Origin of the sequence: Chromobacterium subtsugae (assembly GCF_001676875.1) — a bacterium.
GTDB lineage: Bacteria > Pseudomonadota > Gammaproteobacteria > Burkholderiales > Chromobacteriaceae > Chromobacterium > Chromobacterium subtsugae.
Genome location: NZ_JYKA01000005.1, coordinates 86,873 through 113,750, shown reverse-complemented (window position 1 = coordinate 113,750; position 26,878 = coordinate 86,873). Strand labels below are relative to the sequence as shown.

The window sequence follows — 26,878 nt, the reverse complement described above, 5'->3', positions numbered from 1 at the left end:
CTCCCTCGCGCCGGCCCAGGCCATCGGGCCGGCGCCCTGCCAAGGACACACTGATGCAAGAGAGCGCCGCCATCCGCCCTGCCCGCTATCTCAGCGACGACGATTTCAAGCGCTACACGCCGGTGCACGTGGTGTGGGAAATCACGCTGGCCTGCGACCTGAAATGCCTACACTGCGGCTCGCGCGCAGGCCACCGCCGCCCTGATGAGCTGAACACCGAAGAATGCCTGCAGGTCATAGACTCGCTGGCCGCGCTGGGCACCCGCGAAATCACGCTGATCGGCGGCGAAGCCTATCTGCGCAAGGACTGGGCGCAGCTGATACGCGCCATCCGCGGCCACGGCATGTACTGCGCGGTCCAGACTGGCGGGCGCAACCTCAATCCGGCCCGGTTGCAGCAGGCGCTGGACGCGGGGCTGAACGGAATCGGCGTTTCGCTGGACGGGCTGGCGCCGCTGCATGACAAGGTGCGCAATGTGCCGGGCTCGTTCGACAAGGCCGTGGACGCGCTGCGCCGCGCCAAGGCTGCCGGCCTCGCCGTCAGCGTCAACACTCAGATCGGCGCGGCCACCATGCCGGACCTGCCCGAGCTGATGGAAACGATCATCGACATCGGCGCCACCCACTGGCAGATCCAGCTGACCGTGGCGATGGGCAATGCGGTGGACAACGACCAGCTGCTGCTGCAGCCCTATCAATTGCAGGAGCTGATGCCGCTGCTCGCCCGCCTGTACAAGTCTGGGCTGGAACGCGGCCTCCTGATGAACGTAGGCAACAATATCGGCTATTACGGCCCTTACGAGCACCTGTGGCGCGGCTTCGGCGACGAGCGCGTGCACTGGACCGGCTGCGCCGCCGGCCAGACCGTGATGGCGCTGGAGGCCGACGGCACCGTCAAAGGCTGCCCGTCGCTGGCCACGGTAGGCTTCTCCGGCGGCAATGTCCGCGACATGACGCTGGCTGACATCTGGCAGCATAGCGAGGGCATGCACTTTGGCCGGCTGCGCTCGGTCGACGACCTGTGGGGCTACTGCCGCGGCTGCTACTACAACGACGTCTGCCGCGGCGGCTGTACTTGGACTTCCCACTCGCTGCTGGGCAAGCCGGGCAATAACCCTTACTGCCACTATCGCGTGCTGGACCTGCAGAAGAAAGGCCTGCGGGAGCGCATCGTCAAGTTGCAGGACGCCGCCCAGGCCTCGTTCGCGGTCGGCCGCTTCGACCTGATCACCGAGGAGATCGCCACCGGGAAAGTGGTCAGCCAGATCAGCCGCAACGGACAGGTGATAGAGCTGACATGGAAAAACCAGGGCAAGCGCGCGCCCGAAATCGGCCAGCCGCCGGCTACGCTGTCCATCTGCCGCAGTTGCAAGCAATACATCCACCCGGAAGAAAAGACCTGTCCGCATTGCGCCGCCGATCTGGCAGCGGCCGAAAGCGCCTATCGACAGGAAGAAGCGAACAGGCGGCAAATCGTCGACCGGCTGCAGCGCCTGCTAGGCATCGGCGCCTAACTGCCGAGGGCCGGCGCGCTCCCGCCAGCCGGCCCTCGGCCGCCATCCTCCCGCACGCCATTGGAAACGGTTTCCCCGAAGCGGCGGCATCCCTTACAATCCGGCCCAACTCACCAAGCCAGACTGTCATGCTGCCCGACACCCCCCCGCAGACCTCCCGCAACGCCTCGCCGCTGCTGATCCAGGCGCAATCCGACACCCAAGCGGTGCTGGCTTGGTTGGCCGAGCACACTAGCAGCGCCGCCACCCTGGCCAGTTACCGCAAGGAATCGGAACGCCTGCTGCTGTGGCTGGCCAGCCGCGGCCAAAAACTGGCCCAGGTGCGGCGCGAAGACGTGCTGGACTATCAACGCTTCCTCGCCGCGCCGCACCCGGCCGAACAATGGATAGGCCCGCCCCGCCCGCGCAGCCATCCGCACTGGAAGCCGTTCAGCAAGGGGCTGACGCCGCACAGCGCCGCGCATAGCCTGACTGTGCTCGGCGCGATGTTCAGCTATCTGAACGACGCCGGCTATCTGAACGGCAACCCTTTCAAGCTGCTGCGCCGCCGCGCGCCGCGCCAGACCGCGGAAGTGGAGCGTTTTCTCGATGGCGAATGCTGGCGGCACATCCAGGCCACGCTGGATAGGCTGCCGCGCGACACGGCAAAGGCAGTTCGCCACGCCGAGCGGGCGCAGTGGCTGTTCACCCTGCTGTACCTGACCGGAGCCCGCCGCAGCGAAGTGGCCGGCGCCGTCGCGGGCGACCTCGCGCGCCGCCACGGCAACTGGTGGTGGAACGTGGTAGGCAAGGGCGGCGTGCGCGCCCGCATCCCGCTGTCGGATGAGTTGATGGCCGCCTATGGCCATTACCGCCAGACATTGGGCCTGCCCGCCGACATCGGCATTGGCGACGATACCCCCCTGGTCTGCCGCATCGGCGCGAAGAACCGCGCGGGGCCGTTGTCGGACAAAGCGATTTACCTGATCTGCAAAGAAGTGTTCGCCCGCGCCCTGCAACACGCGCCGAACGACGAAACCCGCGCCCAGTTGGCGCGCGCCAGCACCCACTGGCTGCGGCACACCGCCGCCAGCCACCAGCTGGAAGCCGGCGTTCCCTTGCTGCTGGTCAGCCAGAACCTTCGCCATGCCAGCATCCAAACCACTCGCCGCTACCTTCACAGCGAAGAAGACGCCCGGCACCAGGCCAGCCGGCTGCACCGCCTCAAGCCAGAAGACTGAAAGCCTCCCCCTTCCCATGCCGCGGCTTTGAGCGTACCATCGCGCCTCTTTTTTATTTCAAGGAGATGCCTGAATGACGCCCCAAACCGCTGCCCGCGCCTGCGGTATCGACTTTGGCACCTCCAACTCCACCGTAGGCTGGCTGCGCCCGGGCCAGGACACCTTGCTGCAACTGGAAGACGGCAAGATCACCTTGCCGTCGGTGGTGTTCTTCAATTACGAGGAAGACCACTCCCGCTTTGGCCGCGAAGCGCTGCGCGAATACATCGACGGCTACGAAGGCCGGCTGATGCGCTCGCTGAAAAGCCTGCTGGGCTCCAGCCTGATAGACAGCCAGACCGAAGTCCAGGGCAAAGCCCTGCCCTTCCGCCACCTGCTCACGCTGTTCATCAAGGAACTGAAGCTGCGCGCCGAAGCCAACGCCGGCCGCGCTTTCGACGAGGTGGTGCTGGGCCGCCCGGTCTATTTCGTCGACGACAATCCGCAAGCCGATAAGCTAGCCGAGGACACGCTGGCCGACATCGCCCGCCAGGTGGGCTTCAAGGAAATTTCCTTCCAGCTGGAACCCATCGCCGCGGCCTTCGACTACGAGGCCTCGGTGCAGAAGGAAGAGCTGGTACTGATTGTCGACATCGGCGGCGGCACCTCCGACTTCACGCTGATCCGCCTGTCGCCGGATCGCCGCGCCCAGGCGGAACGCCGCGACGACATCCTGGCCACCGGCGGCGTGCACATCGGCGGCACCGATTTCGACCGCCAGCTCAGCCTGCATGGCGTGATGCCGCTGTTCGGCTTCAAGACCCGGTTGCGCAACAACGCCGAAATGCCGTCCAGCCAGTATTTCAATCTGGCCACCTGGCACACCATCAACTTCGCCTACACCCGCAAGGCTTGGATGGACCTGCAGGACGTGCACCGCGACGCGGCCGAGCCGAACAAGCTGGACCGCCTGTTCCGCCTGATCCAGGAACGCGCCGGCCATTGGCTGGCGATGGAAGTCGAAGCGGCCAAGATCGCGCTGTCCGACCAGGCCCAGCACCGCATGGCGCTGGACCCGATCGAGACGGGCCTGAGCTGCGAGCTCAGCCGCGAGGATTTCGAAGCCGGCATCGCGCAGATGCTGGACAGGGTAGCCACCACCGTTAGCAAGCTTCTGGCCGACGCGCAACTGCCGGCCGAGGCGATCGACACCGTGTTCTTCACCGGCGGCTCCAGCGGCGTGCCGGCCTTGCGCGCCAGCATCCGCGCGCTGCTGCCCAAGGCGCATCATGTCGAGGGCAATCTGTTCGGCAGCATCGGCAGCGGCCTCGCCATCGAGGCGATGAAGCGCTACGGTTGCTGAAGCCAATAAAAACGCCGCGGATCGCGGCGTTTTTTTATTGGCTCTTTCTCTCAGACTCAACCTTGCGGCTTGCGGCGGGACGGCTTCTTGCCCTGCGGCGGCAGCTCGAAATCGAACAGGGTGCCGGTGCGGCCGGTCTGGGATTGACAGGCGATCAACAGCGCGCGGTTGATGGCTTCCTTCTTGCTGACGCCCCACCACTCGATCATCTTGTCCAGCGACTTCTGCGCGTCTCGGCTCAACTCCACCGTCACCGACAACTCCTGCAGCCGGTTGCGCCGCATCTCGCGGCTGCGCCGCTTGCGCTCGGCCACCGTCATCGCGCGCTCACCCAGCGGCTTGCGGCCTGGCTTTTTCTGTACGCCGCCGATCAGATCGAAGGTGTAATGATCGCAAGGGTCTTTCATGGATGGGTGACGGGTCACGGCGTTTTGACGAGGGGCGCAAGAATACCATAAAGCCGCCGCTTGCGCAGGCGGGCGGCGGCGCCGCGGCGAAATATACCGTGATCATTCCGCCGCGCCGCCTTGGCCTCAGCGCGCGAATGCGGCCGCAGGGCGCAAACGCTGGCTAAACTGCTGCCGCAACAGCAGCAGGCTGACCAGCGCCTGGATGAAGGTGCTGCCAATCGAAAAGTACCATACCTGCTCGATGGCAAAGCCGCCCTGGGCCGTCAGCCACATCACCGGCGCGACGAAGGCAAGCAGGCGCACGGTGGAGCTCAACAGCGCCGGACGGGTATCGCCCAGCCCCTGGAACACGCTGGAGCAAGTGAAAATCACGCCCTGCGCGATGAAGTTCCAGCTGATCAGTTGCAAGAACTGCACGCCGTAACGCACTACCTCGCCATCCTTGGCGAAATAGCCGATCAGGCTTTCCGCCTGCCAGTAGACCCACCCGGCCAGCGCCGCCATCAATGCGCTGATCAGCAACAGCGCCGAGCCAAAGCAGCTGCGCACCCGGTCGGCGCGGCCGGCGCCGAAATTCTGTCCGATGATGGGGCCGGCGGCGAAGGCCACCGCCATCGCCGGCAGAATCAGTCCCTGCACCAGGCGCGAGCCGGCGCCGAAAGCCGCCTGCGCCGCCGCGCCGAAATCGCGGATCGCCCAATAGATGACCGCCGAAAACAGGAACATCAACGCGTACTCGCCGCCAGCCGGCAAGCCTATGGCCAGGATACGCCCCCATTCGCGCCAGCGCGGCGCCAGCAAGCGCCGATCCACGCTGACATAATGCTCAAGCCGATGAAAATAGAACCACAAGGCCGCCACCGCCGCCACCAGCGACAGCGTGCTGGCCAAGCCGGCGCCGGCCACGCCCAGCGGATGGCCGGTCAGCCAGCCGGCGATCAGCACCGGCGCCAGGATGGCGTTGATGATGACGCTCAACAGCTGGACCACCAGCGTAGGCTGGACGATGCCGGTGCCGCGCAAGGCCGAACCCATGGAAACCAGGGCGAACTGCAGCGCCAGTCCCGGCATATACCAATGCAGGTACGTGCGGCCCGCGGCGATGGTTGCCGGATCGGAAGACACCGACGCCATATAGGCATGCGCGGCGGCATAACCAAGCAACAGCACCGTCAGGCCGACCAGCAGCGCCAGCATCAGCGACTGGTTGAAAACCAGGTTCGCCTCGGCGCGGTCCTTGCGGCCCACCGCCTGCGAAATCAGCGCCACCGTGCCCACGCCCAGCACCTGCGTCAATGCCAGCACCAGGAAAGCCGCGTTGCCGGCGGCGCCGACGCCGGCAAGCGCATTGGCGCCCAGTTCGCCGATGAAATACAGATCGATCAGAAAATAAAGCGCCTGGAAAATCATGCCGATCGCAATCGGCGCCGCCATCGTCAGGATGTGGCGGGTGATTGCGCCTTCGGTAAGGTCTTTCATCTTGGTCCCTTGCTGTCTGGCCCTGCGGCGTGAGTGATTGAATGGCCCGGCCGCCCGCCAAGGCTTCAGCCTGATGGCGAAACGGCGGCGCGGGCATCTCGGATGGATTATCCGGCCCAACGCGAAATCATACCTGACTCATATTGCGCAATATTTTAAAATGCCGTCCAGATATTAATCAGCCAGCGACAGCTCTGGCAAACGCAAGGCAAGCGGTGCGTCGTAAAAGAAGGGACATGAGAATGGCCGGCAGGCAGGCGGGAATGGCCGGCGCGGAAATAAAAACAGCGCCCAAGGGCGCTGTCATGATCGAGACACCGGAACCGCGCGGCCTGTCAGGCCCGGCTTCGGCGGCGGCTTGGCCGCTTAGTTCACCGGGCAGCTGTTGCCGGCGCGGTAGTCCACCACTTTGATCTTGCCGGCGATGATGTCCTTGCGCGCGGCGACGATCTTCTTCTCCATTTCCGGCGTGATCAGCGCGCGGTTGTACTTGTCCAGCGCCCAATCCACGCCGTTTTCCTTCAGGCCCATCAACTTGACGCTGGGCTTCCATTGGCCGTCCTTGGCGTCGCGCATGGTTTCATACACGGCGTTGTCCACGCGCTTGACCATCGAGGTCAGCACCGTGCCCGGCTGCATGTAGTTCTGGTTGCTGTCCACGCCGATGTAGAACTTGCCGGAGGCCTTGGCCGCCTGGATCACGCCGACATTGGACAGCGCCGCGGCGGCGAAGATCACGTCCGCGCCGCGGTCGTACTGGCTCTTGGCCAGCTCGTTGCCGCGCGACGGGTCATTGAAGGCGGTGTGGGTGGTGCCCAGCATGTTCTGCAGCACCACAGCCTTCGGGTTCACGTAACGCGCGCCTTGCGCGTAACCGCAGCCAAAGGCGCGGATCAGCGGCACGTCCATGCCGCCCAGGTAGCCTACCTTGCCGGTTTTGGACTTCAGCGCGGCGGCCATGCCCACCAGGAAGGAGCCTTCCTGCTCCTTGAAGGCGATGCTCTGCACGTTGGCGCCCTTGGCTACCGAATCCACCAGCGTGAACTTGGTGTTGGGGAACTCCTTGGCCACGGTTTCGATGGCCTGGGAGTAGGCGAAGCCTACCGCCACTACCAGATCGGCGCCCTTGCGCGCCATATTGCGCAGCACTTGTTCCTTCTGCGCATCGTTGCTGGGCTGACCTTCGCGGTAATTGATCTTGAACTCTTTCTTGAAGCGTTCGGCGCCGGTATAGGCCGCTTCGTTGAAGCTCTTGTCGAACTTGCCGGCCTGGTCGTACACCACGGCCACATTGAAGTCCTTGGCCAGCACCGGGCCGGCAAGCAGGGCGGCGGCTACGGCGCAGCCTGCGGTCTTGATCGCAAACGTCATTTTCATCAGCTTTTCTAGTAGTAGTTTTGAGATGGTTTGCCAGGCCGGCCACGCCGAACTGGCGCTTCAGAGGAAGCGGACCGTGCCCGGCGCACCCCAGAGAACCGCGCCGGACAGGAACGAAACGAAATCGCAAGCGGCAGCCGCGAGGGCCGCGCATACAACTCGCCAATTGAAGCGGCGAGATTCTACCCAGCGCCACCCCTCGTGTAAACAAATATAGATAAAAACGCCGAAAAAGCTTAAGCAGAGCCAGGCAAGCCGGCGCTGCGGCACAGCGCCGCGTCCATCGCGCCCTGCTCCGACGCCAGCTCGATCAAGGCCGTGATCAGTTCGGCGTACGAGAGGCCCGCCGCCTGCCACAGCTTGGGATACATGCTGATATTGGTGAAGCCGGGCAAGGTGTTCAACTCGTTGATCACCACCTCGCCGTCCGGGGTCAGGAATACATCCACCCGCGCCATGCCGCGGCACTCCAGCGCCTGGAAAGCCTGAATGGCGATGCGGCGGATGCGCTGGCAGGCTTCATCCGGAATGTCGGCCGGCACTGCCACCCGCGCGCCGCCCTCGTTCAGATACTTGGTGTCGTAAGCGTAAAACTCGTCGTTCAGCACGATCTCGCCGCAGCCGCTGGCCTGTGGATGGTCATTGCCCAATACCGCGCACTCGATCTCGCGGCCAACCACCGCCCGCTCCACCAGCGCCTTGTGATCGTAACGCAGCGCCTCGGCCAGGGCCGCGCGGAACTCCGCCTCGTTGCGCGCCTTGCCGACCCCGACCGACGAACCCTGATTGGCCGGTTTGACGAACAGCGGCAGCCCGAGCTTGGCGCTGATGGCCGCGAAATCGGCCTGCTCGGCCTTGCCCCGCGTCAACGTGACGAAGGGCGCGACACTCAGGCCGGCATCGCGCAACAGGCGCTTGGCCACGTCCTTGTCCATGCACACGGCCGAGCCCAGCACGCCCGCGCCGACGAAGGGGATGTTGGCCATTTTCAGCAAACCCTGCAGCGAGCCATCTTCGCCCAGAGAGCCGTGGACGATGGGAAAAGCCACGTCGATCTGCGCCAGCGGATGGGCGTCGGCGGCGGCCACCAGCTGGCGTTCGCTCTGGCCGGGCACCAGCGCCAGGCCTTCGCCCGACTGGCGCAGCGCGATGCGGGCCGGATCATCGGCATTCAGTAGAAAGTCGGCGGGCTGGCTGACATGCCATTGGCCCTGCTTGTCTATGCCGATCAGCAAAGCCTCGAATCTGTCCTGATCCAGCGCCTCCAGGATATTCCTGGCCGACTGCAGGGAAACCTCATGCTCGGACGACTGGCCGCCGAAAATCAAACCTACCCTGATCTTGCTCATCGCGATATTCGATACGAAATGAAAGAGGCGTCATGGTAATGTATTTTCGCCGCCCGCCGCCCGCCGCCCGCCGCCCGCCGCCCGCCGCCCGCCGCCCGCCGCTCGCGCGCTGCCACGCGGGGTCGCATGCCATTGGCCAAGCTTCCGACTAGGCCTCGCCGTCCTCTTCGCCGTCGCCGGCGTCGTCCAGCCGCAACTGCGCCGCCAACTGCTTGTTGTTGCGGATGCCCAGCTTGCGCAGCCGCTCGGCGCTGCTCATCAGGTTGCCGCGCCCGCTGGAAAGCTGGCGCATCGCGTCGCCGAAGGTGTCGCGGCTGCTGTCCAGCTGTTTGCCCAACTTTTCCATATTGGCGACGAAACCGGCGAACTTGTCATACATCGCCCCGCCCTGGCGCGCGATCTCCTGCGCGTTCTGGTTCTGGTATTCATAGCGCCAGATGCTGGCGACGGTGCGCAGCGTCGCCAGCAGCGTGCTGGGGCCGACGATCATGATGCGGCGCTCGAAGGCCTCGTTGAACAGGCTCATGTCGTGCTGCACCGCCAGCAAATAGGCTGGCTCCACCGGAATGAACATGAACACGAAGTCCAGCGTGTTGAGCTGGTATAGATCCTGATAGCGCTTTTCCGACAGCGTGCGGATATGGGCGCGGATGGCGGCGATGTGGGCCTTGAGTTCGGCCTCGCGCGCCGCGTCGTCCTCCGCCGCGGTGTAACGGACATAGGCGTTCAGCGACACCTTGGAGTCCACCACCAGCTGCTTGCCTTCCGGCAGGTCTATCACCACGTCCGGCTGGTAGCGCTTGGCGCCGTCTTCGGTTTGCACCACGTCGGACACCTGCACCCGGTATTCGCGGTCCTTATGCAAGCCCGAGGTTTCCAGCACCTTTTCCAGCACCATCTCGCCCCAGGTGCCCTGCGCCTTGCTGCTGGCGCCGGTCAGCGCATTGGTCAGCGCCGTCGCATCGTCGCCCAGCCGGGTGTTCAGCTCCTGCAGCCGCTTGAGTTCGACCTCCAGCGACAGGCGCTCCTTGCTGTCCTTGTCGTAAGTGTCCTGCACCAGCTTGCCGAAATTCTGGATGCGCTCGTTCAGCGGATTGAGCAAGGCGCCCAGGTTTTGCTGATTCTGTTCGGTGAAGCGTTTGGATTTTTCTTCCAGAATGTCGCCGGCCAGCGCCTTGAATTGGTCGGACAGCGCTTGGCGGGCATCCATCAGCAATGCCAGCTTCTCCTGGTTTTGCCGCCGCTCGCTTTCCAGCAAGGTGGCCAATTCCTGCTCGCGGGCGGTCAAGCGGGTGATGTCCTGGCCCTGCTGCAGGCTGCGCGCTTCCAGCGCCTCCAGCACCCGCCCCTGCTCCTCGCGCGCCGCCAGTTGCGACGACGCCGCGCGCAATTCGCCGCGCAGCGCCTCCAGCTGCTTTTCGCGCTCGTCCAGCTGGCGTTCCAGCTCCGGCACCCGCTGGGCTCGGGCCACATACGCGCCTAGCTGGGTCTGGCCGTCGGCCAGTTGCCGGCTCTGTTCCTGCGCTGTTTGCGCCGCGGCGCTCTCGCGGCGGCGCGCCTCGTCCAGCTGTTCCCGCAAGCCGGCGCACTGCGCATCCAGCTGCGCGGCTTGCTGCTTGAGTTCTGCCAGCTCGCGCGCGGCGCGCGCCCGAGCGGCGAACCAGGCCGCGCCGCCGCCCATCAAACCGACCAGCAGGCCGATGATCAACATTTCCATTTCGCTTTCCATCCCGCTTGATGCCCGCGCAGGGCGGGGTTCCCGGCTAACCGGCCGCTCCGCCCCGCATGGTGGAGAAATGGCGGATCGCCCTCAAGACATCCACCCTACTTCACGCCTCTGCCCAGTGTTGCAGGTAGACCTGCAATTCCTTGCGACCCTGCCACTCGTTGGCGATCAGCTGGTACACCGCCTGGATGCGGTCCGGCAGCCAGTCGGCATGGTTGAACAGCATGGCGTCGAATTCCTGCCCCTCGCGCGCCAGCCGCAGCTTCAAGTGCTTGTCGCCCACCAGCTTCTGGTTCACCACCAGGAATTGATCGTGGAAGTACGGCACCGGGAAGCCCTGGCCCCAGACCTCCGCCGCCAGCTGCTCGGCCAGTTGCAGGCTCAATTCGCGCGCTGGCAGGCTGCCGTCGGTTTCTATGGTGCGCGTCAGCTGCTTTTCATCCAGCAGTTGCTGCGCCGCCGCTTCGAAAGCCTGCTGGAACTCGCCGAAGCGCCCCTCGTCCAGCGTCAGCCCCGCCGCCATCGCGTGGCCGCCGAACTTCAGGATCAGCCCCGGGTGGCGCTTGTACACCAGATCCAGCGCGTCGCGCAGGTGGAAGCCCGGAATGGAGCGGCCGGAGCCCTTGATTTCGCCTTCGTCGCCGGGCGCGAACACGATGGTCGGGCGATGGAAGCGTTCCTTCAGCCGCGAGGCGACGATGCCGACCACTCCCTGGTGCCAATCGTCGCGGAACAGCGTGAGCGTGTAGCGGTTGCCGGCGTCGATGCCGGACAGCGCCGCCAGCGCCTCGTCCTGCATGCCGTGCTCGATGCTGCGCCGTTCGCGGTTGAGCTTGTCCAGCTCCTGCGCCAGCGCCGTCGCCTGCTGCTCGTTGCCGGACAACAGGCAGGCGATGCCCAAGCTCATGTCGTCCAGGCGGCCGGCGGCGTTCAGCCGCGGTCCCAGGGTGAAGCCCAGGTCGAAAGTATTGGCCTTGTAGCTGGCTCGGCCGGCCACCTTGAACAGCGCGGCGATGCCCGGCGCCATCCGCCCGGCGCGCATGCGCTTGAGGCCGTTCTCCACCAGCGTGCGGTTATTGCGGTCCAGCCGCACCACGTCGGCCACCGTGCCCAGCGCCACCAGGTCCAGCAACTCGCCCAGATTGGGCTGGCTGCGCTCGTCGAATACGCCGCGCCGGCGCATTTCCACCCGCAGCGCCATCAGCACGTAGAACATCACGCCGACGCCGGCCAGGTTCTTGGACGGGAATTCGCAGCCCGGCTGATTGGGGTTGACGATCAGCGCGTCCGGCAGCGTGTCGCCCGGCAGGTGGTGATCGGTCACCAGCACCTCGATGCCGCGCGCGCGCGCCGCATCCACCCCGGCCACGCTGGCGATGCCGTTGTCGACTGTGATGATGATGTCAGGACGCTGCCGCGCCGCCAGTTCGACGATTTCCGGCGTCAGGCCGTAACCGTACTCAAAGCGGTTGGGCACGATGAAGTCTATCGTCGCGCCCAGCGCGGACAGCCCCTTCACCGCCACCGCGCAGGCGGTGGCGCCGTCGGCGTCGTAGTCGGCCACCACCAGCAGGCGCTGGCGGGCGGCGATGGCGTCGGCCAGGCGCATGGCCATCGCTTCGGCGTTTTTCAGGTTCTGGAACGGCAGCAGGCCCTTGAGGCCGTAATCCAGCTCCGCGCTGTCGGCGATGCCGCGCGCGGCGTACAGCCGCGCCTGCAGCGGCGTGAGGCCTTGCTGCAGCAGGGTTTGCTGCAACGGAACGGGAACTTCCCGGGTGACGATCTGCGACATAGGCTCTCAGTAAAGCGCCGCCAATGGCAGCGCGCGTTTCCAGAATTTCCACAAATCGGCGGGCTTCAGCGTCAGCTCGAAGCCGGCGGGGCCGGTGGCGATCAGCGTCAATTCGCTGATCTTGCCTTGGCGAACGGCGCCCTGCAGCGGCGCGAACCAGTCCTGCTCCAACCGTTGCAGCGCCTCGCGCCAGCCCCAGGCGTCGCGATATTGCGCCGCCGCCTGCAGCGCGTCCAGCATCAGCAGGCAGTCGCCGTCCAGCGGCAAGCCGTCGAAAGCGAACGGCGCGGCGTCCACCGCCATGCCGCTGCGCGCAGCCAAGAGCTGCAGCGATTCGTCGTCGGCAAGCAGCGCCGGCGCCGGCGCCTTCCAGGGCGCGGGCGCGCCCTCGCCCCACAGCCATACGCTGTTGACCGGCAAATCGCCGCGCATTTCGCGCGCGTCGTTGAGCGGCTGCGTGTATAGCAGCATCTGCAATTCGTTGAGCATGCGGCTCCAGGCCAGGCCGCCCTCGCCTTGCGGCAGGTGGCGATTGATGTCCTCTCCCACCACATCCCACAACGGATCGAAGCGCGCCGTCAGCGGCTTGGGCGCATTCAGCAGCCAGCGCCCCGCTTGCTGCGGGTGGAAGGCCAAGCCGTCTTCGCCGAAGTGGCGGTTGAGCGCGTCGGTCAGGCCGCGCGCTTCGTCCAGGCTGATCTGCATCACGCCGACATCGGCCAGCAATGCCCGGTCGCGGTCCACCCGCAGGTGAACCGGGTCGGCGAACAGCCATTCGCCGTCCCCGGCGAGGCCGGCTTGCTCGGCCGCCAGCGCGGCCAGGCCGGCGGGCGGCGCGCCCCACAGCTGTTCGACGCACGCCGACAAGCCGCGTTCCTTGCGCTCAAGCCGCCCCTTGCCCAGCATTTGCTGCAGCGCGGGCAGCGGCAGCGCCTTGCTCACTTCGCCGCCGTCATGGGCGTCCAGCCAGGCCAGGCCCGGTAACAACAGGATTAATTTCATATTCTTGCCAGATGGATTGCGGATCCGCGCCATTTTGACCATGGGGCATTTGGCCGGAGAGCGATTCTGCGGCAAACTGGCCGCTTTGCCGGAACTATCGCGCGACTCGCCGAACCAACCCTGTTTGGCGCCGGCCTCCCCGACATGCGCGGGACCGGACCCTGATCAATGTTTATGCATGGCGAGCCGCGGCCCGCCCGGAAAATTGATGGATTATCGCAAACTGCTACACATCCCGCAAAAATGCGCGTCCAAGCTGATCAACCACCACCTCAGCTGGCTCGGCGTGGCCGCCTGCCTGCCCATGCTGGGCACCGCCACCGCCTTCGCCGTGGCGGTGGGCGCCAAGGAAACCCGCGGCCCGGAGGTGGTGCAGCAACAGGTGGTGGAACGCCTGGCGCTGCCGAAATTCCAATTCGCCGACAGCCAGACCCGCTACTGGCGCGATGAAAGCATCAAGCGCGGCGACACCGTGGCGCGCGTGCTCAACCGCGTCGGCGTGCGCGACAAGGAGGCCAACGCCTTCCTGTACACCAGTCCGCTGGCGAAGGACCTGCTCAAGCTCAAGGTGGGCGCCACGCTGACGGTGCAAACCAACGACGCCGGCGAGCTGTTCGGCTTGCGCTTCCTGCAGGATGACGACAACGGCGAACAGGTGCTGGTGGCGCTGGAGAAGCGCGACGGCAAATGGCAGGCCAGCGCCGACCCGGTGGCGGCCGAAAGCGTGGAAACCGTGCGCTCGATCACACTGAAGAGAAGCGCCGCCGCCGAATTGACCGCCGCTCGCGTGCCGGCGGACATCCGCAACCAGCTGTCCGAAGTTTTCGCCGATCAGTTCGAACTCTCCAGCCTGAAACGCGGCGACCGCATCAATCTGGTGTACGAAACCATGGTGTACGCCGGCGCTTCCATCGCCAGCGGCAATCTGCTGGCGGTGTCGATCGAACGCCAGGGCAAACTGCATCAGGCGTTTTACTTCGCCCATGACAGCGAAAGCGGCGCCTACTACGACGCCGCCGGCCGCCCGGTGAAGAAAGGCTTCAGCCGCCAGCCGGTGGCCGGCGCGCGCATCAGCTCGGGCTTCGGCCTGCGCATGCACCCGGTGCTGCACGCGCTGCGCATGCACTCCGGCATAGATTACGCCGCCAGCGCCGGCACGCCCATCGTGGCGCCGGCCGACGGCGAGCTGGTGAAAGTCCAGCGCGAGAACGGCTACGGCAACATGGTGATGATCCGCCACAACAGCAAGCTGTCCACGCTGTACGCGCACATGAGCGCCTTCGGCAAGGGCGTGCGCGCGGGCGGCAAAGTCAAGGCTGGCGACATTCTCGGCTACGTAGGCAGCACCGGCCGAGCCACCGGCCCGCATCTGCACTTCGAAGTGAGGATCAACGACCAGCCGGTAGACCCGGCCACCAACGCGCTGCAAGCGCCGGACCTGGGCAAGACCCAGCTGGCCCAGTTCGGCGCCAAGCGCGCGCAGTTGAGCGCCAGGCTGCAGTTGCTGCAGAATATCCCGGTCAACGTAGCGCAGGTCGACTGATGAGCGAGCTATATATTGGTATGATGTCCGGCACCAGCCTGGACGGCGTAGACGCCGTGCTGGCGCGTTTCGACGCCGAAGGCCGCCCGGAGTTGCTGGCGGAGCACGCGCTGCCCTATCCGGACGAAGTGAAGGCAGAAGTGCTGGCGCTGCAGCCGCGCGGCGACGACGAACTGCACCGCAGCGCGCGGCTGGCCAACCGGCTGGCGGAAATCTACGCCCGCGCCGCCGCCGAGCTGCTCTCCCGCAGCGGCCACGCGCCCGCCGACATCCGCGCGATAGCCTGCCACGGCCAGACCATACGCCACGCCCCGCACGCTGGCTACACCATACAGCTGGGCAATATGTCGCGGCTGGCGGAGCTCTCCGGCATCGACGTGATCGCCGACTTCCGCAGCCGCGACGTGGCCGCCGGCGGCCATGGCGCGCCGCTGGTGCCCGCCTTCCAGCAATGCGTGTTCTCCAGCGAGCGCGAACGTCGGGTGATCCTCAACATCGGCGGCATCAGCAATCTGGCGCGCCTGCATCCGGGCCGGGAAGCCATAGGCTTCGACTGCGGCCCCGGCAATATGCTGATGGACGCCTGGTGCCTGCGCCACACCGGCCAGCCCTACGACGACGACGGCCGCTGGGCGGCCAGCGGCCGGGTAGATCCGCCGCTGCTGCAAAGCATGCTGGCCGAACCTTATCTGCGCGAGGCTCCGCCCAAGAGCACCGGCCGCGACCTGTTCGACGACGACTGGCTGGCCCGGCAACTGGCGCGTCAGCCGCAAACGCTGGCTCCGGCCGACGTGCAGGCCACCCTGCTGGCCTTCAGCGCCAGCTGCATCGCCGACGCCATCCTGCGGCATTGCCCGGACAACCAGGCGGTCTACGTCTGCGGCGGCGGTGCGCGCAACGGCGCGCTGCTGGCCGAGCTGGCGCGCCTGCTAGCCGGCCAGAACATCGAGCCGGTGGAGGCGCTCGGGCTGCCGGCCCAGCTGATAGAAGCCATCGCCTTCGCCTGGCTGGGCTGGCGCTTCAACCAGCGCCAAGCCGGAAACCTGCCTGCCGTCACCGGCGCGCAGGGGCCTCGCGTGCTGGGCGCGCTGCATCCCCGATAAGATCAGGCCATGATCCACCAGGATCATGGCACATGATCGCACCATAACGATTCCCAAGCAGGATTTTCCCCACGCAAGCCGGCCAAAATCCGCGGACGCCATCGCCAAACCATGGCCAGAGATTGCCCGGCCGGCATTCCTGCGGTCAGCGCGCGCACAAACCTATCACCAGATAGGTAGCGCACTCTCACGTTGACGCTGTTTTTCAATGACCGGCAGGGTCGTCTTAAACAAGCCCGCCAAACAATACACCGAACAAGAAACAGCGATTATTCAAACCAAAGTTGACGAACAAGCCTCTCCCTTTTCCATTCATACAAGAACGTATCGAGTTGCGCCAAGGCTTCAACCAGGCTCATCGCATCACACACCATGGGAAAACTCGCCTCCAGCCGCCTCTCTTTGTAGCCATCCACACCCAATGTTTGGCAACAGGCGCCCCTCCGAGTTCAATCAGACAATGAATCCATACCACTAAACCTAATAGGGTTAATTCATTCCATCCAGCAGACTCTCCAATACAAAAGAGCGATCGACATCGGCGCCCGACAGAAACATCCCCCTTCAGCGCCTAGACAAGCTCCTTGCTCATTGGCTCGACGCCGGCATCACCAACCAAGGACTGATGGCCAAATACCAACCCAAAGGACAGGTCTGCCGCACACGCCTTCTCCTATATTTATTTTGGCAATAGCCATTGAATTTCACCGATATTAAATCAGCACCTTAAAAGGAAAGTATCATGGCCGAAATCAAGCAAACGTTTGGCGGCGCCGGCGGCGCTCTCCAAGGTGTCAACATGTCAGGCAGCCAGGTCACCTTCTATTGGGGTGACGCGCTAGTGAATATTACTGTCGGCAGCACTTCCTATGGCGGCAACACCAAAGGCCTGCAATCCTTGACGGTAACCATGCCCAATGATGGCGTTGTTATTCTAAAAAAGATGCAGGCCAGAACCAATCAAGGCTATATGGTTGTCAGCTATCTGGAATTTGATCTTTCCGGATCGATAAAGAAAGTCGGCAACTTCAACGCCAACTCGGCTACGCTGGAGGCGATGGACGGGTGTCAAATTACGTTTACCGGCATCAGCAGCGGCGGGCTGATTGATCGCTTGCAATACCGGATCCTTCCGAGCTAAGCTGGCTCGCACCGAAACACCCCGCTCACGCGGGGTGTTTGCATGCCTTATACTAGCTACATAACCGGTTTTTCCATTCGATGGCATGCAGGCTATCAATCAAAGGGCCGACACCGCGCAACACTCCGTCATATCACCTTTTTTGCCGAACAATATCCCGCCACTTCATCTGCCCAACTCTTTGGCGCAGCATGATGCAAGTTGATAGCAATCGCTATTCATCAACACAATTCCGCCGCCGTGGTAGACTTATGACCATTCAGAAGACAGTATTATCATGTGCATAATCCTCACAAAAATCATCAGTTAGCCATGCACGCCCGAATGCCACAAAAACAAAGATTTCTATAAAATTCAACAGGTTGCAATCGTAAATGCGATTTTTCAAGCGCAAAGCCGTAGTCAAGAATAACCAGACGCCGCTGCCGCCGCAGCTGGCCGCCCTGCTGCGCGAGGCATGGTGGCTGCTGATGGCGGTGGCCGCGGTGTATCTTGTGCTGGTATTGGCCAGCTACTCTCCGCAAGACCCTTCATGGTCGCATAGCTCTTCCGACCCCACCGTGCGCAACTACGGCGGCGCTTTCGGCGCCTGGCTGTCGGACATGCTGCTATACATCTTCGGCCTTTCCGCCTGGTGGCTGGTGGTGTTCTGCCTGGTGGCGATAGGCTGGGGCTACCGCCGCATGGAATCGCTGGGTTTCAAGTTCAGCCCAATCACGATGGCCGCGGTCGGCGGCTTCTTCCTGCTGCTGCTATCCAGCGCCAGCTTCGAGGCCATCGTGCTGGAAGGCAAGGCGGTGACGCTGCCGCTGGAGGCCGGCGGCATGCTCGGCCACTTCATCGGCAAGGGCATCGCCCACGGCCTGGGGCTGTCCGGCGCCTATCTGCTGCTGGGCGTATTGTCTGCTATAGGATTTTCCCTGTTCACTGGCCTCTCCTGGCTGGACCTGATGGAGCGCATCGGCGCGGCGCTGGAAGACGGTGCCATCCGGCTATGGAATGGCTGGCAGGCGAAAAAGGACCGCGAAATCGGCAAGGAAACCGCGCAGAAGCGCGAAGAGAAGGTTTCCGTCGCCAAGAAGAAAATCGAGGAAACCACGCCGGTGCGCATCGAGCCGCCGGTGCTGGAGGTGCCAGTGTCGGCCAAGGCCCAAAAGCCGGTGCAGCAATCTCTGTTCGCCGACCCCAAGGACGCCGCCCTGCCCGGCCTGACTCTGCTGGATGCTGCCAAGGAGCAGCAGGAGCCGGTATCACAGGACACCGTGGAATACACCTCGCGCCTGATCGAGCGCAAGCTGGCCGACTTCGGCGTCGACGTCAAAGTGATCGCCGCCTACCCGGGTCCGGTGATCACCCGCTACGAGATAGAGCCCGCGGTCGGCGTCAAGGGCGCGCAAATCGTCAACCTGATGAAGGACCTGGCGCGCGCGCTGTCGCTGGTTTCCATCCGCGTGGTGGAAACCATACCCGGCAAAACCTATATGGGCCTGGAGCTGCCCAACCCCAAGCGCCAGATCGTGCGGCTGACCGAGATCATCGGCTCCGACAGCTATCAGAACATGGCGTCCAAGCTCACCATCGCCTTTGGCAAGGACATCGCCGGCCAGCCAGTTTCGGCCGACCTGGCCAAGATGCCGCACGTGCTGGTGGCCGGCACCACCGGCTCCGGCAAATCGGTGGCGATCAACGCGATGATCCTGTCGCTGCTGTACAAGGCCACGCCCAAGGAAGTCCGCCTGATCATGGTGGACCCGAAAATGCTGGAACTGTCGGTATACGAAGGCATTCCGCACTTGCTGGCGCCGGTGGTCACCGACATGAAGCAAGCGGCCAACGCGCTGAACTGGTGCGTCGGAGAAATGGAGCGGCGCTACAAGCTGATGTCCAAATTGGGCGTGCGCAATCTGGCCGGCTTCAACCAGAAGATCAAAGATGCGGACAAGAGCGGCGAGAAGATTCCCAATCCGTTCAGTTTGACGCCGGAAACGCCGGAGCCCCTCGACACCCTGCCTCTGGTGGTGGTGGTGATAGACGAATTGGCCGACTTGATGATGGTGGCCGGCAAGAAGATCGAAGAGCTGATCGCCCGCCTAGCGCAAAAGGCGCGCGCCGCCGGCATTCATCTGATTCTGGCTACCCAACGGCCGTCGGTGGATGTGATCACCGGCCTGATCAAGGCGAATATCCCGACGCGGATCGCCTTCCAGGTGTCCAGCAAGATCGACAGCCGCACCATCCTGGACCAAATGGGCGCGGAAGCGCTGCTAGGCCAGGGCGACATGCTGTTCCTGCCTCCCGGCACCGGCTACCCCAACCGCGTGCACGGCGCCTTCGTCTCCGACGATGAAGTCCATCACGTGGTGGAATTCCTGAAGACCACCGGCGAACCGGATTACATCGAAGGCATCCTCACCGGCCAGGCCGACGGCGACGATGGCGCCAGCTCCAGCGGCCTGGATGGCGAGTCCGACGCCGAGGCCGATCCGCTGTACGACGAAGCCGTCGCCATCGTGGTGAAAACCCGCAAGGCGTCGATCTCCTCGGTGCAGCGCCATCTGCGCATAGGCTACAACCGCGCCGCGCGGCTGATCGAGCAAATGGAGGCCGCCGGCCTGGTGTCGGCGATGGAAAGCAACGGCAACCGGACCGTGCTGGCCCCGGCCCGAGAAGACTGAGACCGCGGACGCCGCCATGCCGGCGTCCCTTCCCCACAATAAAAGGATGGCCATGCCCCGCTATCTGCCTGAACCGGCTTTCCGCCACGACTACGCGCCCAAGACCGGCGTGCTGCTGATCAACCTGGGCACGCCGGACGCCCCCACCGCCCAGGCGCTGCGCCCCTATCTGAAGCAGTTTTTGTCCGATCCGCGCGTGATCGAGATTCCGCGTCTGCCGTGGTGGCTGATCCTCAACGGCGTCATCCTGAACACCCGGCCCAAGCAATCGGCCCGCAAATACGCCAGCATCTGGACCAAGGATGGCTCGCCGCTGCTGACGCACACTCGCAGCCAGGCCAAGTTGCTGAAAGGCCAGCTGGGCGAAATGGGGATGACGGGACTGGTGGTCGATTACGCGATGCGCTACGGCAATCCGTCCATCGAAAGCGTGATAGGCAAGATGCGCGAACAAGGTGTGGAAAAGCTGCTGCTGCTGCCGCTGTATCCGCAGTACGCGGCCTCATCCAGCGCCACCGCGCTGGATGAGGCGTTCCGCGTGCTGACGCGGCTGCGCAATATGCCGGAAGTGCGCACCGTGCGCCATTTCCACGATAATCCGGGCTATATAGCCGCGTTGGCTGCACAGGTGCGCAAGCACTGGCAATATGGCCAGCAGCCGGACAAGCTGGTAATGAGCTTCCACGGCGTGCCGCGCTTCACCCGCGACAAGGGCGACCCTTATCACTGCGAATGCCAGAAGACCGGCCGGCTGTTGGCCGAGGCCCTGCGTCTCGCGCCCGATCAATATGTCATCAGTTTCCAGAGCCGCTTCGGCCGCACCGAATGGCTGAAACCCTATACCAGCGAGGTGCTGGAACAGCTGGGCAAGGCGAAAACCGCCAAGGTGGATGTCATCTGTCCCGGCTTTGTCGGCGACTGCCTGGAAACCCTGGAAGAAATCGCGATGGAAGGCAAGCAAACCTTCCTGAGCAGCGGCGGTGGCGAATTTCGCTACATTCCCTGCCTGAATGAAGACTCGCAATGGATAGTCTCACTTGCGACAATTGTAAAAGACAATCTTGCCGGCTGGCTGGAAAATCCGGCAGAAGATGGCCGCGCCCGCCAAGCGCGAGCGCGTGAAAAAGGGGCATCCAGCTGACATCAGGCCTTAAGGCCACAGGCGGCATCACTACCCGCTATTTCTTCAAAATCAACAAGATAAAAGACCATCCGGGCGCGCGGGCATTCAAGCCGCGCGCCCGTTTTTTACTTGTTTGCCGCAAAATGTAAATAATGGTCCTATAGTCATTGGGTCAGCGTCTTTCCAGATTGACACCCTTGCAAACTGGTCACCATAATCAGTTGCAACTAACAGCCTCTTAATGGTGTTGTTGGTTTACCAAAGAGATCATCTAAAGTCTACGCAGATAAGATTCAGGGGAACGCTCAATGAACAAATACGCTCGCCTCAGCCTGATCGCTACCGCAGCCATCGCCATGGTTGCCTGCAGCAAGCAGGAGCAGCCGGCCTCGGGACAGGCCTCCTCCGCTCCGGCGCAAGCCGCCGGCGGCGACGCCGCTGTGGTCAAGATCGGCCAGGTTTCGCCGATGTCGGGTCCGATCTCCCACCTGGGCAAGGACAACGAATACGGCGCCAAGCTGGCCATCGAGGACCTCAACGCCCAGGGCGTGGAAATCGGCGGCAAGAAGGTCAAGTTCGAACTGGTGTCGGAAGACGATCAGGGCGACCCGAAAATCGGCACCCAGGTCGCCCAGCGCCTGGTTGACGCCGGCGTGGCCGGCGTGGTCGGCCACCTTAACTCCGGCACCACCATCCCGGCCTCCAAGATCTACTCCGACGCCGGCATCCCGCAGATCTCGCCGTCCGCCACCAACCCGGACTACACCAAGCAAGGCTTCAAGACCACCTTCCGCGTGATCGCCAACGACGTGCAGCAGGGCAAGGCGCTGGGCGAATTCGCCGCCGGCGAGCTGAAAGCCAAGAAGATCGCCATCATCGATGACCGCACCGCCTACGGCCAGGGCTTGGCCGACCAGTTCGAAGGCGCGGTCAAGGCCAAGGGCGCCGAAGTGGTGAAACGCGAATTCACCAACAACACCGCCACCGATTTCAACGCCATCCTCACCTCGATCAAGTCGGCCAAACCCGACCTGGTGTTCTACGGCGGCATGGACGCGCAAGCCGGCCCGCTGGCCAAGCAGATGCAGCGCCTGGGCATCAAGGCCAAGCTGATGGGCGGCGACGGCTGGCAGACCCCGGAATTCATCAAGCTCGCCGGCGACGCCTCCGACGGCCAGTACGCGTCCAGCTGCGGCGTGTCGCGCGACAAGATGCCGGGCTTCAAGGCCTTCGACGAGAAGTTCAAGAAGGAATTCAACACCGACGTGCAGATCTACGCGCCGTTCGAATACGACGCGGTGATGGTGCTGGTGGATGCGATGAAGCGCGCCAAATCCTCCGACCCCAAAGCCTACCTGCCTGAAGTCGGCAAAACCGACTACAGCGGCGTGACCGGCAAGATCGCCTTCGACGACAAGGGCGACATCAAGAACGGCGCCGTCACTGTCTACCAGGTGAAGAACGGCAAGTGGGAAGTGGTGTCGACCGTGGGCGGCAACTAAGCCCCCTCCCGCAATGAGCAAGAGGCGCCAGCGGCGCCTCTTTTTTCATGCCCATACGCCGGCCGCCAACGCGGCGCCGCTCAATCGCGGAAGCTGGCTTCCTGCTTCAGCATCGCCGCCATGCCGGCCTTCTGGATGTCTTCCGAAATCAGCATCGCCGCATTCCAGCCCGCGACGAACTGCAAGCCGTCGGCGACGCTGTGGTCGCGGCTGTAATTCAGCACTTCCTTGCTGCCGCGCACCGCCAGCGGCGACTTGCCGGCGATCAGCCTGGCACTTTGCAGCGCCGCCGCCAGCACGGCGTCGGCGTCCGCCAGCACGCGGTTGACCAGGCCGACATCCAGCGCTTCCCGCGCCGCCATGTCGCGGCCGGTCAGCGCCAGCTCGCGCGCCACGCCCTCGCCCACCACCCGAGGCAGGCGCTGCAGCGACCCGACGTCCGCCACCATGCCGATGTCCACCTCGCGCACGCCGAACATCGCGCTCTCGGCCGCGAAACGGAAGTCCGCCGCCAGCACGATATCCAGCCCGCCGCCCAGACAGGCGCCTTGAATGGCCGCGATCACCGGCTTGCGGCAGCGCTCCAGGCTGGTCACGCAGTCCTGCAGATCCAAGATCACCCGGCGCAGCTTGTCGCGTTTGCGGCCTTCGCACTCATCCTGAATCAGCGCTTGCAGGCCCATCAGCATCGACAGGTCGATGCCGGAACAGAAATGCTTGCCGTGCCCGGCCAGCACCACCGCGCGCACGCCGCTCTCGGCATCGGCCCAGTCCAGCGCGCTGCGCAGGTCTTGCCACATTTGCTGATTGAGCGCGTTGGCCTTGTCCGCGCGATTGAAGCGCAGCAGCGCGACCTTGTCGTTCAGTTCGACGGTCAGGGTTTGCAAGTCGATCATGCCGCGCTCGCCTCCGGACGCTTCTTGGGAATCCAGGCCCACAACATTTCACAGACGATCGGCGATTCGCCGGAGTCGTCGGTGACCAACACCTCCACCAGCACCTCGCCCTTGTCCTGCTCGTACATCTGCTGGATCTGCTGTGGCGTCAGGCTGGCCACCGCGCGCATATCGCCCTGCGAACGCTTGACGTAATTCACCTTCATCGACTTGAGCAGCATCAGCTTGTCGTCCGGCATGTTCATGCCGACCACGAAACCGGTGGAGGTTTCCGCCAGCAAGGCCATCGCCGCCGCATGCACGCCGCGGATGTGGTTTTGCACCTTCTTGCGGTTGCGGATGGAGACGGTCAGCTTGTCGTGCCCGACATCCTCGAAACGCAAGCCGGCGGTGGAGAGGAAGGGCACGATCTTGCCGAACATCATCGACAACACCGGGCGGCGCCAGCCCACCGGCAGGCGGCCCACCTTGTCGGCGATCCGGCTCATGCTGTTCTTGCGGTATTCCATGTTTAACCCCTCTGTAGTTCTGTTCTTCGTGTTGTCATGATTCGCCCAGGCCCAGCGTCACCCTGACCTGCTGCTTGAGCAGCGGCAAGGCGCCGTCGTCGATGCGCGCCAGCTGCAAACCGCCTTGCAAGGCGGAAAACAGCATCATGCCCACCGCTTCCGGCGTGCCGGCATAGCGCATCAGGCCGACATCCCGTCCCAGCCTGACGATGGCGACCGCCCACTGCCGCATCTCGTCGATGAAAGCGGACGCCTCCTGCTGCATATCTTCCGGCAAGGTCTGGAATTCGGTGCTGAGTATGCCGCTGGGGCAGATCTGCTTGTGCTGCTGGTAATACTGGTCCGACAAGCCGAAATAGCTTTCCAGCCTGCGCGGCGCGTCCCAGTCCGCCTGCTGTTCGGTGAAGCGCAGGAAGCGGCGGCGATAGCGCTGGATCAGCGCCACGCCCAAGTCGCTCTTCTTGGGAAAATGGTAATGGATGGCCGCGTTGCGCACCCCCAGCGCGCTGCTGATGTGCTGGTAGCTGAAACCATTGAAGCCGCGGGTCAGCAGCAACTCCTCGGCCAGGTCGAGGATGCGCTTGCGGGTGTCGTTTTTGCTGTCGGAACCATTGCTCATCAAATCACTCTACTTACTGGTTAGTAAGGTGTCAATCGCCCGCGGCGGCCTCCGGCCGGCCCCGCCCCCTGCCGCAGGCCGGACAAATGCCCTAAAATGACAAGCATCCCCTCAAGTCCGCGCGCCAGCGCGCGCCCAACCTGGTAAAACATGACAGAACACACCGCTCCCGACCTGGAATCCTCGCTGCGCCGGCTTTGCCAGGAGCCCGGCAAAACCGAAACCCTCGCCTTGCTGGTGGCCGCCTTGCGCCCCGGCAACGGACAGGCGCCGCAGCAGTCCACCGTCAATCTGCAAGCGTTGTCTTTTCTGCTGGAACATCACGCCGACTACCGCCAGGCGCTGCGCCTGGCCCTGTGCACGCTGCTGGCGGAAACCCGCCAGATTCCGCTCTACACCGAAGCCGGCATCCTGGCCAACGACGGCTTCGGCACTACGTTGCTGCACCGTCTGGGCGAGCGCGCGCTGCCCATGCCCCACAATCCCGACTCGCTGCGCGACCGCTTCGGCCTGCTGTTCAGCCACAAGCACGATTATCTGTGGCTGGAGGCGGTGCCCGACGCCACCTGGCACGCGCTGTGGCGCGCTCTGGCCTGGGACGAAGCGCCGCGCCAGGACAGCGAGCGCCAGACCCGACTGCAATTGCTGGAGTCCGTGCAAGTGCTGTCGGCCCGCATCACCGCCATCGGCCTGGAGCCAGAGCTGGTGCGGGTCTGCCCCGAAGTAGAGCGCTTCGCCTCGCCCTTCATGCACCTGAACGCCGAAGTGCAGCGTTACGTGGATGGCTACCACCAGGCGCTGGTGGACGGCACGCCGCCGCCGGAAGACGAAAAACAGGTGCTGGTGCTGCTGGAGCAGTGCGAAGCCATCCTCGGCAAAGTGCGCAAAAACGCCGCCCGTTACGGCATTTCCGTCAGCCTCACTTACCACGGCCTGCGGCTGGCGCAAAGCATAGCCCGGCTGCGCGCGCTGCTGGAGCTGTTGTCGCCCGAGCACGACCCGGCGGAAAAGCCCCAGCTATTCCGATTGCTGGTGGACTTCGCCCGCGCCGAAAACCGCAAGTACAGCCTGCGCGACCTGTTCAAGTCCAACACCGAGCTCTTGGCGCTGCAAGTCACCGAGCATGCCGGCCGCCATGGCGAGCACTACATCGCCGAGGACCGCCGCGACTGGGCCAAGATGGGCAAGGCGGCGATGGGCGCCGGCTTCATCGTCGGCTTCATGGCGCTGATCAAGCTGATGCTTGCGCGCGGCCACCTGCCGCTGCTGTGGGAAGGCATCGCCTTCGGCCTGAATTACGCGATCGGCTTCATCATCGTGCAGATCCTGCACCTGACCATCGCCACCAAGCAGCCCGCGATGACCGCAGCCCGCCTGGCGGCGGCGCTGCACGAGCAGAACGGCCGCAAGAAGCAGCTGGAAGTGCTGGCCGACCTGATCACCAAGGTGGTGCGCACCCAATTCGTCGCCATCATGGGCAATGTGCTGCTGGCCATTCCCACCGCGGCGCTGATCGCGCTGGGCTGGAGCGCGCTGTTCGGCGCGCCGGTGGTGGATGCCGCCAAGGCGCAAAAGCTGTTGCACGAGATCGACCCGCTACACAGCCTGGCCCTGCCGCATGCCGCCATCGCCGGGATATTCCTGTTCCTGTCCGGCACGATAGGCACCATCCTCGGCCTGCCGCTGGACATCCGCCACATCACCTTCTCGTCGGCCAACCTGGCCTTCGCCAGCGTGGCGCTGGACTTCCAGGTGCCGTTGTCCGCGGTGCTGCTGGGCTGCGCCGGCGTCGCCCTGATCGGCATGACCAACCTTGCGGTCAGCTTCTTCATGGCGCTGTGGGTGGCGCTGCGCTCGCGCAAGCTGTCCGGCACCATGCTGCTGCCGCTGGTGCCCATGCTGGCCAAGCGCTTCCTGCGGCAGCCGCTGGCCTTCTTCCTGCCGCCGCCGTCTGCGCCGCAGGCGGAAACGGAAACCGCTCCTCCGCTTGACGAATCGCGCGGCTGATCCCTGCCGCCCATCACGGCGCGGCCTCGGCGACGAGGCCGCGCTCGCTCATTCTTGATAAGTGAATTTACTTAGTCTATCTATAAAAATATCTGACAACACCATTCACCAATAATGGCTTGTCGAATTCGAACTTCCCGGCCGCCGCCAGGCAGACGGCGCGCTTGGCGCAAATGAAACCCGGTTGAAAAGAGATGGATCTGCAACAGGCCTTGCTCAAACACGTGGAATGGGAAACCCGGTTCAGGGTGGCGATTTTCATGCAAGAGCGGATGGATGAGGACAACATCGGCCGCGACGACTGCTGCGAATTGGGCAAGTGGCTGCACGGCCCCGGGCAAAGCCGCTTCGGCCACCTGAGCGTGTACCAGACTTGCCTTAGCCGCCACGCCATCCTCCATCTGGAAGCCGCCAAGATCGCCGGCCTGGTCAACCGCCAGCAGTTCAGCCAGGCGGAACAGGCGCTGGATGACGGCGCCTACGCCGTGGCGGCCAGCGCGGCGAGCGTGGCCATCGAACAGCTGCGCCAACAAACCGAGCCGCGCTGAG

At 64.2% G+C, this 26,878-nt stretch carries 21 protein-coding genes; 11 read left to right on the top strand and 10 right to left on the bottom strand.

Features of this window, described 5'->3' with window-relative positions:
• Positions 1–53 precede the first annotated feature (53 nt).
• From MY55_RS08215 to MY55_RS08205, 3 genes are all read left to right on the top strand, one after another.
• Entirely contained in the window at positions 54–1,514 is a 1,461-nt protein-coding gene (locus tag MY55_RS08215; protein ID WP_047236229.1) for a GDL motif peptide-associated radical SAM/SPASM maturase, read from the top strand.
• A gap of 128 nt (positions 1,515–1,642) precedes the next feature.
• Positions 1,643–2,734: a tyrosine-type recombinase/integrase gene (locus MY55_RS08210; protein WP_065202233.1), complete on the top strand. Its 1,092-nt coding sequence runs from the start codon at positions 1,643–1,645 to the stop codon at positions 2,732–2,734.
• A 73-nt stretch (positions 2,735–2,807) separates the two neighbouring features.
• A complete protein-coding gene (locus MY55_RS08205) occupies positions 2,808–4,076 on the top strand; it encodes an Hsp70 family protein (RefSeq protein WP_047243329.1) in 1,269 nt (422 codons plus the stop codon).
• 56 nt (positions 4,077–4,132) lie between these two features.
• On the opposite strand, the gene MY55_RS08200 is transcribed toward MY55_RS08205, so the two are convergent.
• The 7 genes from MY55_RS08200 to MY55_RS08170 all read right to left on the bottom strand — a co-directional run bounded on the left by MY55_RS08200 (position 4,133) and on the right by MY55_RS08170 (position 13,211).
• Positions 4,133–4,483: a hypothetical protein gene (locus tag MY55_RS08200; RefSeq protein WP_043572032.1), complete on the bottom strand. Its 351-nt coding sequence runs from the start codon at positions 4,481–4,483 to the stop codon at positions 4,133–4,135.
• Between the two features lie 126 nt (positions 4,484–4,609).
• Positions 4,610–5,965, bottom strand: coding sequence for an MATE family efflux transporter (locus MY55_RS08195; RefSeq protein WP_065202232.1), 1,356 nt, complete (start codon positions 5,963–5,965; stop codon positions 4,610–4,612).
• Positions 5,966–6,331: 366 nt separating this feature from the next.
• Entirely contained in the window at positions 6,332–7,342 is a 1,011-nt protein-coding gene (locus MY55_RS08190; RefSeq protein WP_080509398.1) for a BMP family lipoprotein, read from the bottom strand.
• Between the two features lie 236 nt (positions 7,343–7,578).
• A complete protein-coding gene (ddlA, locus tag MY55_RS08185) occupies positions 7,579–8,691 on the bottom strand; it encodes a D-alanine--D-alanine ligase (protein ID WP_043572028.1) in 1,113 nt (370 codons plus the stop codon).
• Positions 8,692–8,839: 148 nt separating this feature from the next.
• Positions 8,840–10,408: a DNA recombination protein RmuC gene (locus MY55_RS08180; RefSeq protein ID WP_047243392.1), complete on the bottom strand. Its 1,569-nt coding sequence runs from the start codon at positions 10,406–10,408 to the stop codon at positions 8,840–8,842.
• A 112-nt stretch (positions 10,409–10,520) separates the two neighbouring features.
• Positions 10,521–12,209 carry a single-stranded-DNA-specific exonuclease RecJ gene (gene recJ, locus MY55_RS08175; protein ID WP_065202231.1) on the bottom strand — a complete coding sequence of 563 codons (1,689 nt, stop codon included), beginning with the start codon at positions 12,207–12,209 and terminating at the stop codon, positions 10,521–10,523.
• 6 nt (positions 12,210–12,215) lie between these two features.
• The gene (locus MY55_RS08170; RefSeq protein ID WP_043572518.1) at positions 12,216–13,211 is read right to left on the bottom strand and encodes a hypothetical protein; all 996 of its coding nucleotides are present in this window, start codon (positions 13,209–13,211) and stop codon (positions 12,216–12,218) included.
• A 208-nt stretch (positions 13,212–13,419) separates the two neighbouring features.
• Between MY55_RS08170 and MY55_RS08165 the strand changes: the two genes are divergently transcribed.
• The 6 genes from MY55_RS08165 to MY55_RS08140 all read left to right on the top strand — a co-directional run bounded on the left by MY55_RS08165 (position 13,420) and on the right by MY55_RS08140 (position 22,298).
• Positions 13,420–14,754 carry a M23 family metallopeptidase gene (locus tag MY55_RS08165; protein WP_065202230.1) on the top strand — a complete coding sequence of 445 codons (1,335 nt, stop codon included), beginning with the start codon at positions 13,420–13,422 and terminating at the stop codon, positions 14,752–14,754.
• Positions 14,754–15,857: an anhydro-N-acetylmuramic acid kinase gene (locus MY55_RS08160; protein WP_065202229.1), complete on the top strand. Its 1,104-nt coding sequence runs from the start codon at positions 14,754–14,756 to the stop codon at positions 15,855–15,857. Before MY55_RS08165 ends, MY55_RS08160 begins: the two co-directional genes overlap by 1 nt.
• Before the next feature lie 742 nt (positions 15,858–16,599).
• A complete protein-coding gene (locus MY55_RS08155) occupies positions 16,600–16,998 on the top strand; it encodes a hypothetical protein (RefSeq protein WP_043572019.1) in 399 nt (132 codons plus the stop codon).
• Positions 16,999–17,372: 374 nt separating this feature from the next.
• Entirely contained in the window at positions 17,373–19,673 is a 2,301-nt protein-coding gene (locus MY55_RS08150; protein ID WP_052877951.1) for a DNA translocase FtsK, read from the top strand.
• A 52-nt stretch (positions 19,674–19,725) separates the two neighbouring features.
• On the top strand, positions 19,726–20,814 hold the full coding sequence (hemH, locus tag MY55_RS08145; protein WP_065202301.1) for a ferrochelatase: 1,089 nt from the start codon (positions 19,726–19,728) through the stop codon (positions 20,812–20,814).
• A gap of 290 nt (positions 20,815–21,104) precedes the next feature.
• Positions 21,105–22,298 carry a branched-chain amino acid ABC transporter substrate-binding protein gene (locus MY55_RS08140; protein ID WP_043581501.1) on the top strand — a complete coding sequence of 398 codons (1,194 nt, stop codon included), beginning with the start codon at positions 21,105–21,107 and terminating at the stop codon, positions 22,296–22,298.
• A gap of 80 nt (positions 22,299–22,378) precedes the next feature.
• Here MY55_RS08140 and MY55_RS08135 read toward each other — a convergent pair whose 3' ends face one another.
• The 3 genes from MY55_RS08135 to MY55_RS08125 are packed head-to-tail and all read right to left on the bottom strand — an operon-like array spanning position 22,379 to position 24,322.
• On the bottom strand, positions 22,379–23,194 hold the full coding sequence (locus MY55_RS08135) for a crotonase/enoyl-CoA hydratase family protein (protein ID WP_065202228.1): 816 nt from the start codon (positions 23,192–23,194) through the stop codon (positions 22,379–22,381).
• Positions 23,191–23,703 carry a DUF4442 domain-containing protein gene (locus MY55_RS08130; RefSeq protein WP_043581505.1) on the bottom strand — a complete coding sequence of 171 codons (513 nt, stop codon included), beginning with the start codon at positions 23,701–23,703 and terminating at the stop codon, positions 23,191–23,193. Before MY55_RS08130 ends, MY55_RS08135 begins: the two co-directional genes overlap by 4 nt.
• A gap of 34 nt (positions 23,704–23,737) precedes the next feature.
• Entirely contained in the window at positions 23,738–24,322 is a 585-nt protein-coding gene (locus tag MY55_RS08125) for a TetR/AcrR family transcriptional regulator (RefSeq protein ID WP_065202227.1), read from the bottom strand.
• Between the two features lie 150 nt (positions 24,323–24,472).
• Here MY55_RS08125 and MY55_RS08120 point away from each other — a divergent pair, with 150 nt between their 5' ends.
• Together MY55_RS08120 and MY55_RS08115 are read left to right on the top strand one after the other, a co-directional pair.
• The gene (locus tag MY55_RS08120; RefSeq protein WP_099049620.1) at positions 24,473–26,329 is read left to right on the top strand and encodes a site-specific recombinase; all 1,857 of its coding nucleotides are present in this window, start codon (positions 24,473–24,475) and stop codon (positions 26,327–26,329) included.
• A gap of 194 nt (positions 26,330–26,523) precedes the next feature.
• A complete protein-coding gene (locus MY55_RS08115) occupies positions 26,524–26,877 on the top strand; it encodes a CZB domain-containing protein (protein ID WP_043581461.1) in 354 nt (117 codons plus the stop codon).
• Position 26,878: the final 1 nt, after the last annotated feature.